We start from the raw sequence: 14,939 nt of genomic DNA, 5'->3' as shown, positions 1-14,939 counted from the left end.
GAGACCTTTCTAATAATAAAGATTAGAGAGGTTTCACCTTTTCTTTTAAACAGGATTTGGCGGAGGATTATTTTCAGTATTATCCTGCTCTCCATTTCCATTATCCTGAGGTTTATCTTGCTGCTGTTCAGGTTTTGTCTCATCCGGTTTTGGAGTTTCAGGCTTTGTATCTACCGGTTTTTTATCAACAGGCTTATTTTCCGGCTGCTGCTTATTCGGCTGTTTTTGTTCTGCTTTTGCACTTTGTGCCTGTTCACTAGCAATTGGCCTTTTTTCGGTAACATTTCCATAAGTGATAACTGCTGAAGGCGCCGACTCCTTACCTGCCACGTCAACAGCAACAACGTAATAGGAAGAAGCAGTACCGCTGATTGGAAATACTAAAGATTTTGATGAAGGGATACTGCCGATTTTACGATAACCGCCATTACCTGATGTACTATAAATCCGATAACCAATAACATCATTATCCCCATTAGCCTGCCATGAAAGTTTACCGTTATTAGCTGTTAAACCTTGTATTTGTGAAGGGTTTGCTCCGTTATCGCGTATCTCATTCCCATCTGATACAACGAGATTATCCCATCTCACTGTTTTTGGGAGTAATTCTTTTAAATCTGTTAAATTACTTATATTATGTTTTTGTAGAAGTTCCCTTTTTACAATAAATCCTTCTTGGACCAATTCAGCAGGTGCTGATGGAGGTACAGCATAAGCCCGATCTTTTACGAAAACGAATTTTCCTGATGTTAAGCTGTCATCAACTTTCTTAGGCACGTATTTAACATTAAAATAATCTGATGCAACTAATCCTGCCTTTTCACATAAAGGTGAAGGCAGATCTCCAGTTAATGCACAATAGGAACGTTTTACGATTCCATTTGGCATTTGAAATCTCTCTTTTGGAGCGATGAGCTCAGGCTCTGTGTCATAGGCTGTATTCATAAGTTTTGCCCATAAGAAAATATTTCTTTTACTATAAGAAAGACCTTTGTAATTTACTTCTAATGGTTTTGGTTTATCATAACCGATCCAAGTTCCAAACGTTACATTAGGATTAGAAGCAACAAACCAGGCATCCTTATAATCTTGACCTGTTCCTGTTTTTCCAGCCCAATCGGCATGAAATTTCATATAGCCATTCAAAGAAGCTGCTGTTCCTTTACTAATGACATCTCTCATCATGTCAATTGTTAAAAATGCTGTCTGTGGAGAGAAAACATCTGTTTGTTTTACTTTATGTTCGTAGATAACTTTACCTTCACTCGTTTCAATTTTCTCAATCATATAAGCATCAGTGAATTTCCCACTGTTTGCAAAAGTGGCAAAGGCATTGACATTTTCTTCGACAGTCACACCATTTGTCATTCCTCCAAGACTTAAAGCAGCAGAGCCGACATCATTTTTATCGAGAGAAGAGAATCCCATTTTTTCTAAGTAAGATAGGGGATTTTGATTCATAATTTTATAATAAGTTTTCACTGCTGGAACATTATAAGAATACTGTAATGCCACACGGGCACTAGTTAACCCATGATATGCTCCGCCATAGTTCTTAGGGTTGTATTCTCTATTTGAAAGAGGTGTATCAGCAATTACTGTTCCAGGTTGTACAGCCCCGACTTCCATCGCAGGTGCATATACGAGCAGAGGTTTCATTGTTGAACCATTTGGGCGAAGTGCGTTCGTTGCATGATTTGTTTGTGAACGGTCATGATCTCTTCCGCCAACGAAACTGATGATTTTCCCAGTCTTATTATCAATGAGAACAGCGCCTACTTCGACTGGTTCTTTAACTATTATATTTTTACCTGTTTCAGTATTTTTTTTCGTTTCGCTTTTATCATTTCCATAGTATTTATATTCTCTTACAACTGTTTGCATTCGATCATAGATATTTTTATTAATGGTCGTATGAATCCGGTATCCGTTTTGACGAAGGTTCGTATCAGCGAGAGTGGAATACTGTTTATATAAATCGTTATTTTTCTTCAAGTCCTCCTCTGAATATCCGTCATTCTCAGCCAATTTTACCATTAATATTTTTTTTGCACGATCTTCTACTTCAAAGGTTAACCAAGGATATTGATCTATTGAGGATGGTTTTTTTGTTGTTAAACTTTTCCGTAAATCAAATGTAATCGCCTTTTCATAGTCCTCTTTTGTAATATAACCGCCCTTATACATACGTATAAGTACAGTTTTCATACGCTCGATACCTGGCTCTAAATTTTCTTTTACTTGCCCAGAGTTTGTGAAAGGAGTATAGCCGAATGGACTTTGGGGCAATCCAGCGATGAATGCTGCTTGAGGAATGCTGAGATCTTTTGCATTTATTCCGAATATCCCTTGTGCAGCTGTTTGAACACCAGCGATATTTCTCCCTGATGCGTTACGTCCTAAATCAGCAACATTTAAATAAATTTCTAAAATTTCTTCTTTTTTAAAAAACTTTTCTAAACGTAATGCAAGTAAAATTTCTTTTGCTTTTCTATCAAAGGAAACTTCATTAGATAAGATTTGATTTTTAATTAATTGCTGTGTCAGAGTACTTCCCCCTGTTTTAGTAGAGGAGTTTGTAGCTTCTTGAAACACAGCACGCATAATTGCTTTAGGAACAATTCCTTCATGCTCATAAAAAAGTTCATCCTCTGTTGCAATGATAGCATTGACTAAATGAGGAGAAACTTTATCAAGTGTAGTCTTTTCCCGATCAAGATCTGTTCTTAGTTTACCGAGATAAATATTATTAGCAAAGTAAACTTCCGAGGTTTCTTCATAATTATAAATTTCATTTTTCATCACTTCATAAGAACGGACTGGTTCGTCCTTTACTAATGAAGCAAAATAACCAGCACCAACACCAACTACAAAGCAGAACCCGATTATTCCGACAAATAAAAACATTAAAATAAGATTCCAAAATACATTATATGTAACACGTATGTTTCGGGTTGGAATTTTATTTAAGGGTAAGAAGTGCTTTAATTTTTCAATAGATTTTTTCATTATTTTATTAAGCCTCCTATATCTCGAATTATTATAACATAGAGAAATGGAAATTTCGTATGAGCTTTAACACTCATTTAAGATGAGAAGTTTGACAAAGTTTAAAAAATATGATAAAAATTCAGATAGTTAAATAATAAGCGAAGATTGGTTAAAGTAGTATTCATCTCACTGTTGTAGAGAGCTGATGGGTGGTGAAAATCAGCACATAGATGAATATGAATTACGTCCATGAGCTTCTTTTCTGAAAGTATGCGATTAGGAAAAGACGGTTATTCCGTTATCTTTTAAGTGAGCGAAGATTTATACTTTGTATAGATCTTAAGTAGGGTGGTACCGCGATATGAATCGTCCCTTCAATTTTTATTGAAGGGACGTTTTTTTATTTTGCGTAAATTTCATACGAAGGAGTTTTTTAAATGAACGAGTTATTGAAAGAACTGCAGTTTAGAGGATTAATTAATCAAGTAACAGATGAAGAAGGATTAGACCAAGTACTTGCAAATGAGAAAATAAAGCTTTATTCAGGCTTTGACCCAACTGCTGACAGTCTTCATATTGGACATTTACTTCCAGTATTAACATTGAGACGCTTTCAGCTTCACGGTCATCATCCGATTGCTCTTGTTGGCGGTGCAACAGGTCTTATCGGTGACCCGAGCGGGAAGAAGGCTGAGAGAACATTAAATACTGCTGACATCGTTGCAAACTGGTCTGGACGTATTAAAGAGCAATTATCAAGATTTTTAGATTTTGAAGCTGGAAATAACCCGGCAGTTATTGCGAATAACTATGACTGGATTGGAAAGTTAGATGTTATTTCATTTTTACGTGATGTGGGAAAAAACTTTGGAATTAACTATATGCTGGCAAAAGAATCTGTTCAATCCCGGATTGAATCTGGTATTTCATTCACAGAATTCAGCTATATGATTTTACAGTCATATGACTTTTTAGAATTATATCAAAATGAGAAGTGCCGCCTTCAAATCGGTGGAAGTGACCAATGGGGCAATATTACAGCTGGTTTAGAATTAATTAGAAAAACAGAAGAAAATGCAAAAGCATTCGGTTTAACAATTCCTCTCGTTACGAAAGCAGATGGAACAAAATTCGGTAAAACAGAAGGTGGAGCGATTTGGTTAGACCGTGAAAAAACATCTCCGTATGAGTTCTATCAATTCTGGATTAATACAGATGACAGAGATGTTGTGAAATACTTAAAATTCTTCACGTTTTTATCACAAGAAGAAATTGAGGCATTAGAAAAAGAAGTACAGGAAGCACCGGAAAAACGATCAGCACAAAAAGCACTTGCTGAAGAAGTGACAAAACTTGTTCATGGGGAAGAATCGCTTGAACAGGCAATTAAAATTTCACAAGCATTATTCAGCGGTAATATTCAAGAGCTGACAGCAGCAGAAATTGTACAGGGATTTAAAGATGTTCCATCATTTAAAGTAGAAGATGCTGACATCAATATTGTTGAACTGCTCGTTCAAACAAAAATTTCGCCATCAAAACGCCAAGCGAGAGAAGATGTAACGAACGGTGCTATTTATATTAATGGTGAACGTACACAAGATCTTGAAAAGGTTGTTACAGAAAAAGACCGGATTGAAAATCAGTTTACCGTTATCCGAAGAGGTAAGAAGAAATATTTCTTAATTCAATACTAATAGAAAAAGAGGACTGTCTTATAATTAGAAGACAGTCCTCTTTTATGTAAGAAGATAATGCGATAACTTTAATATGAACAGCCTATGAATTAAATATGCAAATATTAAGTATAATAAAAGCCCCGTAAATCTTGTTATAACAAGATTTACGGGGCTTTTTCGATTGCTGTTTAAGAAGCGAAAGTATTAACGTGAGTAGAACTCAACGATAAGAGCTTCGTTAATTTCAGCAGGTAATTCAGAACGTTCTGGTAAACGAGTTAAAGAACCTTCTAATTTCTCAGCATCAAATGTTAAGTAATCAGGTACGAAATTGTTGATTTCGATAGATTCTTTTACGATATCAAGGTTACGTGATTTTTCACGTAAAGAAATTGCTTGGCTAGGTTTTACTTGGTATGAAGCAATATCAACACGGCTGCCATCTACTAAAATATGACCGTGGTTTACTAATTGGCGAGCTTGACGACGAGTACGTGCTAAGCCAAGACGGTAAACGATATTGTCTAAACGAGTGTCAAGAAGGATCATGAAGTTTTCACCAACTACACCGCTCATTTTACCAGCTTTACTGTATAAGTTACGGAATTGACGCTCAGTTACACCATACATATGACGTAATTTTTGTTTTTCTTGTAATTGTAAACCGTACTCAGAAAGTTTCTTACGCTGAGTCGGACCGTGTGGACCTGGAGCGTAAGGACGCTTTTCTAATTCTTTACCTGTACCACTTAATGAAATACCTAGACGACGAGAAAGTTTCCAACTAGGACCTGTATAACGAGCCATTACTGACTCCTCCTTTTATGTTTTTATTTTGCATAAAATAAAAACCAAACTGACTATTACAACAAAGCACATTTTATTTTCATATATCCTCGCTCCAGCAGCAGAGAGTTACACGATACACCCATTTATAATTAAAGTGGGAACAAAATGAAGATCCTTATTGCTCATCAATAGGCTGCAATATTTTATACACAACGAACATTATATGATTTAGGGTATATAAAGTCAAGGGTATCTAGGCAATTAATATTTATTGTAAGGAAAAGGTTATTAGTTTAAAATTGTAAATAAAATTTACAATTGGTTATAAATGCAATTAATTATTTATATGGTATAATTGTAATGAGTGACTATAGACCTATCAATAGGGAAATATCGTGGGTGAGTATACATGGGAGAAAATTCGATTGTAACCGAGATTAAAGGTTTATTCTATGATTTTATTTCTAGCTTGACAAAATTTAAAACAATGGAAAATGTTTGTGAATGGATGGTTACAACCCTTAATAAACAATTAAATTTAACAGATTCAATTCTATATAGGTATGAGGAATATACTAAAAATTTTATTCCATATGTAAGAGAAGAAAAACAAATTAACTTTGATTCATTTCCATATAACGCTTTACATAATTCAGTATATATATGTGAAACGGAAACTTTTCTTACACTCAAAAGTCATGATGTTCTTTATGGTGCTGTTAAGTTAAATGGACTGGACAAAGCTTCTTTTTCATTAGAACAGTTGGAAAATATTGCAGAGGAATGCTCAAATTTCTTTTATTACAATTTAAATTCAAATGAAGTTTTAAATAATGGACAGAAATATGAACAGCTTTATCGTCTCACTAAGAAGTTTCATTCAACAATGAAAAAAAACGATGTATTAGTAGAACTTATTTCAACATTGCAGAAAATGTTTCCTTTTCAAATGTTTTATTTGTTTCTTTCACATGACAGCAATGATTTGCAAAATCTCCCTATCAAAAATTTAGACTATGAAGATCAAAGTGCCGATAATATTAAAGCAATGGAAGCTTATGTAACAGGGGATGTACAAGCTGAAACATCTGAGCTGGATAATGAAACGGTATTATATATTCCGTTAAAAGGTAATCAAGGTATTTACGGAGTACTTCAGGTGCTGACGATGTCAGGCATAGTAGAGGAGAATAACAATATCGATTTTATTACTCTGCTTGCTGGTGCTGCTGGTGTAGCATTAGAAAATGCACAATTATATGAGCAGTCAAATCGTCTTGTAAAAGATCTGCAAATCATTAATGAAACGTCACACGAACTAAATAAAAATCTTAGGTTTAATGATATTATGGCATACATGTCAAAAAGGATCATGGAATCAATAGATTGTGACGAGGTAGGCTTTATTTATTTTGATAAGCCTGAAACGAATAAGATTTTATCGGGAAGTACAGAATTTTTTTACAGCAGTTTGGCGGAGAAATATATAAACTACTTTAGAAAAGAAATGGAGAAGCATTCGGAGGAATTGTTCATTGGTGATATTTCAACAGTTATTCAGGATGCGGCAATGCGTTCTGTTATGGCAGTTCCGATGATCTATAATCATACTTTAAAAGGTTATGCGGTTATTCTTAGTAAAGAGCCGTATCATTTTTCACTTGAACTATTCAAGTTAGTTCAGTCATTAGTTCATCATTCTACACTAGCTTTATCGAATTCACTTCTTCGTGAAGAACTGGAAACTTTAGTGAAAACAGATTATTTGACGAAGCTGACATCACGTAATTATTTTAATGAAAAAATAGTGCAATCAATGAGTGAAGACCGTCAAGGTACATTTATTTTAATTGATATCGACGATTTCAAGAAAGTGAATGATACTCATGGACATCAGATCGGTGATGAGGTTCTCATTCAAGTTGCGAATATTATTAAAAATAATATTCGTGAAAGAGATATTGGGGCACGATGGGGCGGTGAAGAGCTGGCTATTTATTTACCTCAAGTAGAACCTAAAGCCGGGATTCAAATCGCAAAAAGAGTCGTTCAAAAAGTAAGAGAGCTTACAAATCCAACTGTGACAATTTCATGTGGAGTAACTTATTGGACAGCTGGAAAAAACGACACATTTCAATATCTGTTTAGCCTCGCTGATAAAGCATTATACGAAGCAAAGCATAATGGGAAAAATCAAGTGATAATTAAAGAAGAATTAGAATGAAAGAGGATGTCTAAAAAGAAAAAAACGCTTTTTAAATATTATCCTGAAAGACCCCGCTATGAGAATCCAGTAAAATAAAGGGATTTCATGGCGGGGTCTTTCAACTTTTAAAGCTTATTTAGGAATACTATAAAAAACTTCGCTGACAGGAGTTCATAATTATAAGTACAGTGTTAATAATTGAACGATTTTTTCTAGATTTTCTTCGTCCATTTTGTCAAAACGATCAAAAACTGGACTATCGATATCGAGCACTCCAATTAATTGTTTTTCTTTTACAATTGGTATAACGATTTCAGAGTTTGAAGCTGCATCACATGCGATATGGCCAGGAAATTCATGAACATTTGCAATCCGCAAAGTTTCCTTATTAGCTGCTGCAGTTCCGCATACACCTTTATTTAAAGGGATTTCTACGCATGCAGGTAATCCTTGAAAAGGTCCGAGAATAAGCTGATTATCTTTAAATAAGTAGAAACCAACCCAATTAATATCATCTAAAAAATGATTTAGAAATGCGGCTGTATTTGCAAGATTTGCGATTCTGTCTTCTACCCCATCTAATAATGCTTTTAATTGTTTAATGGCAGAGTCATAGTTATTTTGTTTATCACCAGTATAATTTTCGACATTGAACATTGGATTTTCCCACCTTTAGATAATATATTACAAAAAAATTTATATGAGAGTAAAACTTGTCGAGAGAACATTAAAGGAATTATTATGTCAATTATTGAAATATAGAGTTAAGAGAGAAAAGAGGTTATTTATTATAATATTTTGGATGGAAGATATATGCTATCTTCAATCCTGTGAAAATTTCCTAAAAGAAAAGAGATGAAATAAATGTCAATGAATGTATCAGCAATGAATACTAGACAAAGTATTATTGATGCCGCGATTAGTCTCTTTAATTCAAAAGGATTTACAGGTACGTCCGTAAGAGAAATTGCACGAAAAGCAAAAGTAAATGTTGCACATATATCATATTATTTTAATGGAAAAGGCGGATTGCTTGAATATTTAGTTTCTGAATTTTACGAAGGTTATATTGCTGCGATTGAGAAGAATTATTCCTTATTAACTGCTCATTCGGCGAGAGAACGCCTGCAGCAAATGCTTTTAGATATTCTATATTACCAGCATGATAACCGTCAACTAGCTCGTTTTGTTCATCGGGAGGTAACATTAGATACGATTTTAATACGTGAAGTAATGACAACATATTTGATGAAAGAGAAGTATTATTTTACAGCAATTTTAGAAGAAGGCATGAAAAGAGGGGAGTTCCGCAATGCGTCTATCCCCCATATTATTCTCCAGCTTAGGAGTCTGCTTCATATGCCTTATTTACAATCACAATATTTGAGTGAAGTACTGTACATTCAGCCGCATGAGCTCTTTTTTGTTAGACAATATTATAAGGAAATATTAAATTCGTTAAATAGTCTTTTGGCTAAACCATTAAAGGTGAGGAAAACAATATTAGTTCGGTGAAAAAGATATGTATTTTTCATAATCTTTTCCGAGATCCCTTGCACTATGGGCATCAGAACCATAGATTAAAGGGATTTTTTGTTGATATGCAAGCTCGGCAATCCAAGGAAGTGGGTAAATATCTCCACATAATTCTTTTCGAAGCCCGGCAACATTAAAATCAACTTCTAATTGTTCCTCTTTTATAGCGCTTAAAATATTTATCATAATATTTTTAATATCAAATGTAACAGGGAATTTCTTTTGAAATTTATGTGCTAAAGTTAAATGACCTATACGTTTTGGTTTAAATTGTCCAAGACTGGAACGGATAGATTTTAAAACGGTTTCATAATAAGTGTGATGAAGTGTTTGCAGGCTGCCTGCTAACTTAACCATTTCGCCAAATGTTTTATCATCGTAATCAATACAGTAATATCGATCACTTATATGAAGAAAATGAACAGAGAGAATACTATCATCAAGATATTTGCCATACTCGTTTAAGAAATCTTTCGTTCCTTGTTCATAATTTTCGATATAATCTATTTCAAGGCCAATATTAATGCGCAGATCATTGCTATATTTCTTTTTTATATGCTCAATCGAACGTATATAATCATCCATTGAAGATAATTGCATAGCACTGTCACGAAGGGGAGTTGGATCTGTGAAACCTTCTGGTAATGGTGCATGTTCGGTAAAAGATATTTCATTAAACCCTTTATTAATTGCAAGTTGAACATATTCTTCAAGACTGTCTGGTGTTCCGTGAGGGCAATAATTTGTATGAATATGCCCGTCTTTCTTAATCATTCTTTTTTCACCTCGAGAACCATATTTTAATTAACCGACTATATTATGAAAAAATAAAAATATTTTGGTCAAAAATTGTCGTATACATGGTATCATAAAAGTTAGGAAATAACATTATATACTACAAATTTTAAAATATAGAAGAAGGGATACGCTTTTTCTCATTTAGTCGAAAAATACAGCATTTTGTCGACTAGGTTAAAATGATGTATGAATAGAAAGGGCATTCACCTTTAGTAAATATTATATTTATTTTAATTTTTACATAGATGTCTTGATAAAAAATTATATCCTTTTACCCGTCATAAGGATTTTGTGTAGCAACGAGGGGGCTCATTATGGAAGTTATAATTGGAATTATACTTGCTTTGTGTATTTTATTTGGAGCAGGTTATTTTATGAGAAAAAATATTTATAAAGATGTTGATAAACTTGAATCGTGGAAAATTGAAATAATGAATCGGTCAATTATAGATGAAATGTCCAAAGTGAAAGATTTAAAGATGGACGGTCAAACAGAGGAATTATTTGAAGAGTGGCGTAATGAATGGGATGAGATTATTACAACACAGTTACCTAAAGTAGAAGAGCTCCTGTTTGAAGTAGAGGACTGTGCTGATAAATACCGTTTTAAAAAAGGGAAAGAAATTTTAAATGATATAAGAGAGATTCTCACAGAAGTGGATACAAGCATTGATAAAATTATCTATGAAATAAATGAACTAGTTTCAAGTGAGAAAAAGAACAGTGTTGAAAGTGAAGAAGTGAAAGAGCAATTTAAAAAAGTGAAGAAAACGATTATTGCGCATAGTCATCTTTACGGCGGTGCTCGTCGCAAACTTGAAGAAGATATTAATGATGTATTTGAAAAGCTTAAACAATTTGATGTTGAAACTACAAACGGTAATTATTTAGCTGCTAGAGATTTATTAACAAAACAAAAGGAAAAATTAGATTTATTAACAGAAAAAGTCGAAGAAATTCCCAAATTAATGTCTGAGTGTAATTCGGTTATTCCGAATCAAATACAAGAGTTAAAAGATGGATTTAGAGAGATGGTTGAAGAGGGCTATTATTTAGACCATATTCAATTTGAGGCAGAAATTGAAAGGCTGAATGAGCAACTGGAACATTTCCGAAAGCAGTTGCTGGAAACAGATGTCTCGGAAGTAAAAGAAAAGATAGTAACGGTTCAAGAATTGATAGATAATTTATATGATCTTTTGGAAAAAGAAGTTCATGCAAATCATTACTTGAAAAAAACTGCTCCTGAAATAGAAGGGAAAATTATTCAGCTTATGGAGCAGCAAGAAGAAGCGAGTAAAGAAACAGAAGCTGTGAAGCAAAGCTATCATTTGTCGGAGCATGATATAAAAGGACATAAAGTAATTGAAAAGCAAATTTTACAATTAGCAAAAAGATATGAATTAATAAAGCAAAACCTTCAAGCAGACCATATTGCACATACGATTATTAAGGAGGAGCTTGAAGATATTGAGAAGCAAATCGAACAGCTTCAAATAGAACATACTGATTATTATGAGATGTTACAGGCATTAAGGAAAGATGAGCTTTTAGCACGTGAAAAGCTGCAGGATTTAAAACATTTAATAAGTGAAACGAGCAGAGCTATTCAAAAAAGTAATGTACCTGGATTACCAGAGCCGTTTGTCCAAACGATTGATTTTGCAAAAAGAAATGTACAAAAAGTAACAATGAAGCTTAATCAGATTCCTCTTAATATGACAGCGGTTAATTTGCAATTGGAAGAAGCAGTTGACGCAGTTGAAGCATTGAAAAAAGATGCTGATGAAATGATAGAACAAGTTTATTTAGTGGAAAAGGTTATTCAGTACGGTAATCGCTATCGTAACCGAAATCAAAATATAGCTGATAAACTGGAAGAAGCAGAAGCTTTATTTCGAAATTATGAGTATGGTGAATCACTTGAAACTGCAGCTGCGGCACTTGAGAGAGTAGAACCGGGGTCAATAGAGCGGATTCAGGCTATAATTGAACAAGAACAAGTGAAATAAGAGGATGCCTCATAAGGGTCTGGCCTTGCGAATTTTGATAATAGATAGACGTTCATTCAAGCTATCTATTAATTTGCAGGGCCTTTACTTATTATTGAGACATCCTTTTTCTTAACATTTTCTAATCAACATTACTTATGTTATGATATTTTTTTAACAGTACATTGAGCCGTTATTTAGAAGGTTAATGAAGTTTGGAGGATATGGAATGTTGTATTTAGACAATAGTGCAACGACGATGCCATTTAAAGAAGTTATTTCCACTTATGGAGTTGTAGCCGAAAAATATTTTGCAAATCCATCATCCTTGCATCGTTTAGGCGGTGAAGCTGAGCATTTATTAAACGAAGCAAGAAGACAAGTGAGTGAGCTGTTACAAACTGAGCAAAATGAAATTATTTTTACTTCAGGCGGAACAGAATCGAATAATTTGGCGATTAAAGGTGCCGCTTTTGCGAATAAACATCGGGGAAATCATCTTATTACTTCCGAAATTGAGCATCCATCCGTGTTAGAGGCTTTTAAACAGCTTGAACAATTCCATGGCTTCACTGTTACGTATATTCCAGTTAATGAAGAGGGAGCCGTTTCAGTTAAAAAGATAGAGAAAGAAATCCGTCCTGATACTATCCTTGTTTCTATTATGCACGTTAATAATGAAGTTGGAACGATTCAGCCAATTGAAGAGATTGGTGAAATAATAAAAAAATATCCACAAATATTATTCCATGTCGACCATGTACAAGGAATTACGAAAGTTCCTTTAGAATTTAAAAAAGCAAATATAGATTTATGCTCTATTTCAGGTCATAAATTTCATGGCTTGAATGGAACAGGTGTATTGTTTGTTAAAAAGGGAGTAAAATTAATTCCGCTTCTTTCTGGCGGGCAGCAGGAGATGATGTTCCGATCTGGAACAGAAAGTCTCGCAGGGAATGTCTCTTTAGCAAAAGCACTTCGCCTTGCAACTGAATTGGGTGCTAAACATCGCGCAAGATTGAAGGATGTACAATTAAAGTTAATAAAAGAACTGCAGAAAATCCCAGAAGTTGTTATAAATACAAATGAACATCATTCAGCCCCGCATATTGTTAATTTTTCAGTTCCTGGTATTAAATCAGAGGTGCTCGTTCATTATTTTGAAGAACAAAATATATTTGTATCGACAACATCTGCTTGTTCATCGAAAAGGAAAAATGTAAGCCAAGTACTGCTTGCGATGAATAAAGATGAACAAATAGCAAATAGTTCAATAAGGGTAAGTTTTTCTTTTGAACAAGATGAGCAGTTTATTTTTCATTTTATTACAGTTTTAAAAGATGGGATTTTGAAATTAATGAAAGTAATGAGGTCATAAAAGATGATATTTGATCATATATTAATCAGATTTGGAGAAATTTCAACGAAAGGCCGCAATCGGATAAAATTCGTTGAACAGCTAAGAAGAAATATTCAAAATGTGCTAACAGACCATGAAGGGCTGAAATATGAGGTAACACGCGATCGGTTGTATATCCATTTAAATGGTCAAAAACATGAAGATATTGCAGAAAAATTAAAGCCGGTTTTTGGAATTCAATCGTTTAGTTTAGCGCTGAAATGTGAAAGTGATGTGGAACAGATGAAACAGGCATCACTCGAAGCGATTAGAAATTTGTACAAAAAAAATGATTCATTTAAAGTATCCACAAGGAGAGCAGATAAGCAGTTTCCTTTAGATACAAATGAGTTAAATTATGAAATTGGCAGGCATATTTTAATTAATACAGAAGACCTTACAGTCGATGTTCATAATCCGGTTATTAATTTAAGAGTAGAGGTTCGTAAGGAAGCAACATATATTACTTGTTTTGACTATAAAGGTGCCGGCGGCTTACCAGTCGGTGCAAGCGGCAAAGCGATGCTTCTTTTATCAGGAGGAATTGACAGCCCTGTTGCAGGTTTCTTAACTTTAAAAAGAGGAGTAGCAATTGAAATGATTCATTTCTTCAGCCCTCCTTATACGAGTGAGCGTGCAAAACAGAAAGTCCTGGATTTAACGAAGGAATTAACAGCTTACTGTGGTGAGATAAAAGTGCATATCGTTCCGTTTACCGCCATTCAGGAAAAAATAAGAGCACAGGTGCCTGAAAATTACTCCATGACTTCAACGAGAAGAATGATGCTGAAAATCGCGGATGTAATCAGAGAAAAGCAGAAGGCGTTAGCCCTTATTACTGGAGAAAGTTTAGGACAGGTAGCGAGCCAGACATTAGAAAGTATGGTTGCGATAAACGATGTGACAAGTACACCGGTTTTACGTCCTTTAATTACGATGGACAAGCTTGAAATTATTAAAATTGCGGAGCAGATTGGAACACATTCTATTTCTATTCGTCCATATGAAGATTGCTGTACTATTTTCACACCAGCGTCCCCTAAGACAAAGCCTAAGCTTGAAAAAGTATCAAGATTTGAAAGCTTTGTTGATTTTGATGAAATGATTGAAGCTGCTGTTGAAAATACGGAAACAGTCATTATAAAAATGGAAGAGAAATCAAATGATTTCGAAAGCCTGTTTTAATATAATATAAAAGATTAGAATTACCAAAAATTACTTGTAATGAAGCCGTGTGTATCTACACATTCTATAATCACAAGGAGGTGATACACATGGCAAACAACAACTCTAATCAATTAGTAGTACCTGGTGCACAACAAGCGATCGATCAAATGAAATATGAAATCGCTTCTGAATTCGGTGTTAACTTAGGAGCTGACACTACTTCACGTGCTAACGGTTCTGTTGGTGGTGAAATTACGAAACGTTTAGTTTCTTTAGCACAGCAACAAATCGGCGGTTCTTTCTAAAAAATAATAAATAATAATGGCTACAGAGTGAGGGAAACCTCACTCTTTCTATTTCAACCGATATTTAACGGACAGTAA

General features: G+C 34.2%; 11 protein-coding genes and 1 other annotated feature. Of the genes, 7 read left to right on the top strand and 4 right to left on the bottom strand.

Annotated features, from left to right (window positions below; translation table 11 throughout):
- Window positions 1-45 precede the first annotated feature (45 nt).
- Window positions 46-3,009, bottom strand: a complete 2,964-nt coding sequence (locus BFA01S_RS12845) for a transglycosylase domain-containing protein (protein ID WP_082799976.1) — start codon at window positions 3,007-3,009, stop codon at window positions 46-48.
- 134 nt (window positions 3,010-3,143) lie between these two features.
- Window positions 3,144-3,368, top strand: a binding site (T-box leader).
- A gap of 60 nt (window positions 3,369-3,428) precedes the next feature.
- Between BFA01S_RS12845 and tyrS the strand changes: the two genes are divergently transcribed.
- On the top strand, window positions 3,429-4,688 hold the full coding sequence (gene tyrS / locus BFA01S_RS12840; RefSeq protein ID WP_066230959.1) for a tyrosine--tRNA ligase: 1,260 nt from the start codon (window positions 3,429-3,431) through the stop codon (window positions 4,686-4,688).
- Between the two features lie 186 nt (window positions 4,689-4,874).
- On the opposite strand, the gene rpsD is transcribed toward tyrS, so the two are convergent.
- Window positions 4,875-5,477 (bottom strand): 30S ribosomal protein S4, encoded by a 603-nt coding sequence (gene rpsD / locus BFA01S_RS12835; RefSeq protein WP_066230957.1) that lies wholly within the window; start codon window positions 5,475-5,477, stop codon window positions 4,875-4,877.
- 391 nt (window positions 5,478-5,868) lie between these two features.
- On the opposite strand from rpsD, the gene BFA01S_RS12830 reads away from it, so the two are divergent.
- Complete coding sequence (locus BFA01S_RS12830) at window positions 5,869-7,683, top strand: sensor domain-containing diguanylate cyclase (RefSeq protein WP_066230955.1); 1,815 nt, start codon at window positions 5,869-5,871, stop codon at window positions 7,681-7,683.
- A gap of 159 nt (window positions 7,684-7,842) precedes the next feature.
- Here the strand turns inward: BFA01S_RS12830 and BFA01S_RS12825 are convergent, their stop codons facing one another.
- Window positions 7,843-8,322 (bottom strand): GAF domain-containing protein, encoded by a 480-nt coding sequence (locus BFA01S_RS12825; RefSeq protein WP_066230954.1) that lies wholly within the window; start codon window positions 8,320-8,322, stop codon window positions 7,843-7,845.
- Window positions 8,323-8,550: 228 nt separating this feature from the next.
- Here BFA01S_RS12825 and refZ point away from each other — a divergent pair, with 228 nt between their 5' ends.
- Window positions 8,551-9,180, top strand: a complete 630-nt coding sequence (refZ, locus tag BFA01S_RS12820) for a forespore capture DNA-binding protein RefZ (protein WP_235843021.1) — start codon at window positions 8,551-8,553, stop codon at window positions 9,178-9,180.
- Here refZ and hisJ read toward each other — a convergent pair.
- Entirely contained in the window at window positions 9,169-9,975 is an 807-nt protein-coding gene (gene hisJ, locus BFA01S_RS12815; protein WP_328014450.1) for a histidinol-phosphatase HisJ, read from the bottom strand. The two genes, refZ and hisJ, sit on opposite strands and share 12 nt — an antisense overlap.
- A gap of 338 nt (window positions 9,976-10,313) precedes the next feature.
- Here hisJ and ezrA point away from each other — a divergent pair, with 338 nt between their 5' ends.
- The 4 genes from ezrA to BFA01S_RS12795 all read left to right on the top strand — a co-directional run bounded on the left by ezrA (window position 10,314) and on the right by BFA01S_RS12795 (window position 14,861).
- Window positions 10,314-12,011, top strand: a complete 1,698-nt coding sequence (gene ezrA / locus BFA01S_RS12810; RefSeq protein ID WP_066230948.1) for a septation ring formation regulator EzrA — start codon at window positions 10,314-10,316, stop codon at window positions 12,009-12,011.
- A 208-nt stretch (window positions 12,012-12,219) separates the two neighbouring features.
- Window positions 12,220-13,368: a cysteine desulfurase family protein gene (locus BFA01S_RS12805; protein ID WP_066230947.1), complete on the top strand. Its 1,149-nt coding sequence runs from the start codon at window positions 12,220-12,222 to the stop codon at window positions 13,366-13,368.
- A gap of 3 nt (window positions 13,369-13,371) precedes the next feature.
- A complete protein-coding gene (gene thiI / locus BFA01S_RS12800; RefSeq protein ID WP_066230945.1) occupies window positions 13,372-14,574 on the top strand; it encodes a tRNA uracil 4-sulfurtransferase ThiI in 1,203 nt (400 codons plus the stop codon).
- 89 nt (window positions 14,575-14,663) lie between these two features.
- On the top strand, window positions 14,664-14,861 hold the full coding sequence (locus tag BFA01S_RS12795; RefSeq protein ID WP_066230942.1) for an alpha/beta-type small acid-soluble spore protein: 198 nt from the start codon (window positions 14,664-14,666) through the stop codon (window positions 14,859-14,861).
- The last annotated feature ends 78 nt before the right edge of the window (window positions 14,862-14,939 follow it).

This window comes from Metabacillus fastidiosus NBRC 101226, assembly GCF_001591625.1.
Lineage (GTDB): Bacteria > Bacillota > Bacilli > Bacillales > Bacillaceae > Metabacillus > Metabacillus fastidiosus.
The sequence above is the reverse complement of the archived record's forward strand: the minus strand, read 5'-3'. Positions and strand labels throughout refer to the sequence as shown.

Bases quoted from the DNA above. Each gene is read 5' to 3' on its own strand.
- BFA01S_RS12830 (WP_066230955.1), top strand. From the start codon at position 5,869: ATGGGAGAAAATTCGATTGTAACCGAGATTAAAGGTTTATTCTATGAT.
- BFA01S_RS12795 (WP_066230942.1), top strand. From the start codon at position 14,664: ATGGCAAACAACAACTCTAATCAATTAGTAGTACCTGGTGCACAACAA.
- hisJ (WP_328014450.1), bottom strand. From the start codon at position 9,975: ATGATTAAGAAAGACGGGCATATTCATACAAATTATTGCCCTCACGGA.
- tyrS (WP_066230959.1), top strand. From the start codon at position 3,429: ATGAACGAGTTATTGAAAGAACTGCAGTTTAGAGGATTAATTAATCAA.
- BFA01S_RS12825 (WP_066230954.1), bottom strand. From the start codon at position 8,322: ATGTTCAATGTCGAAAATTATACTGGTGATAAACAAAATAACTATGAC.
- BFA01S_RS12845 (WP_082799976.1), bottom strand. From the start codon at position 3,009: ATGAAAAAATCTATTGAAAAATTAAAGCACTTCTTACCCTTAAATAAA.
- refZ (WP_235843021.1), top strand. From the start codon at position 8,551: ATGAATACTAGACAAAGTATTATTGATGCCGCGATTAGTCTCTTTAAT.
- ezrA (WP_066230948.1), top strand. From the start codon at position 10,314: ATGGAAGTTATAATTGGAATTATACTTGCTTTGTGTATTTTATTTGGA.
- rpsD (WP_066230957.1), bottom strand. From the start codon at position 5,477: ATGGCTCGTTATACAGGTCCTAGTTGGAAACTTTCTCGTCGTCTAGGT.
- BFA01S_RS12805 (WP_066230947.1), top strand. From the start codon at position 12,220: ATGTTGTATTTAGACAATAGTGCAACGACGATGCCATTTAAAGAAGTT.
- thiI (WP_066230945.1), top strand. From the start codon at position 13,372: ATGATATTTGATCATATATTAATCAGATTTGGAGAAATTTCAACGAAA.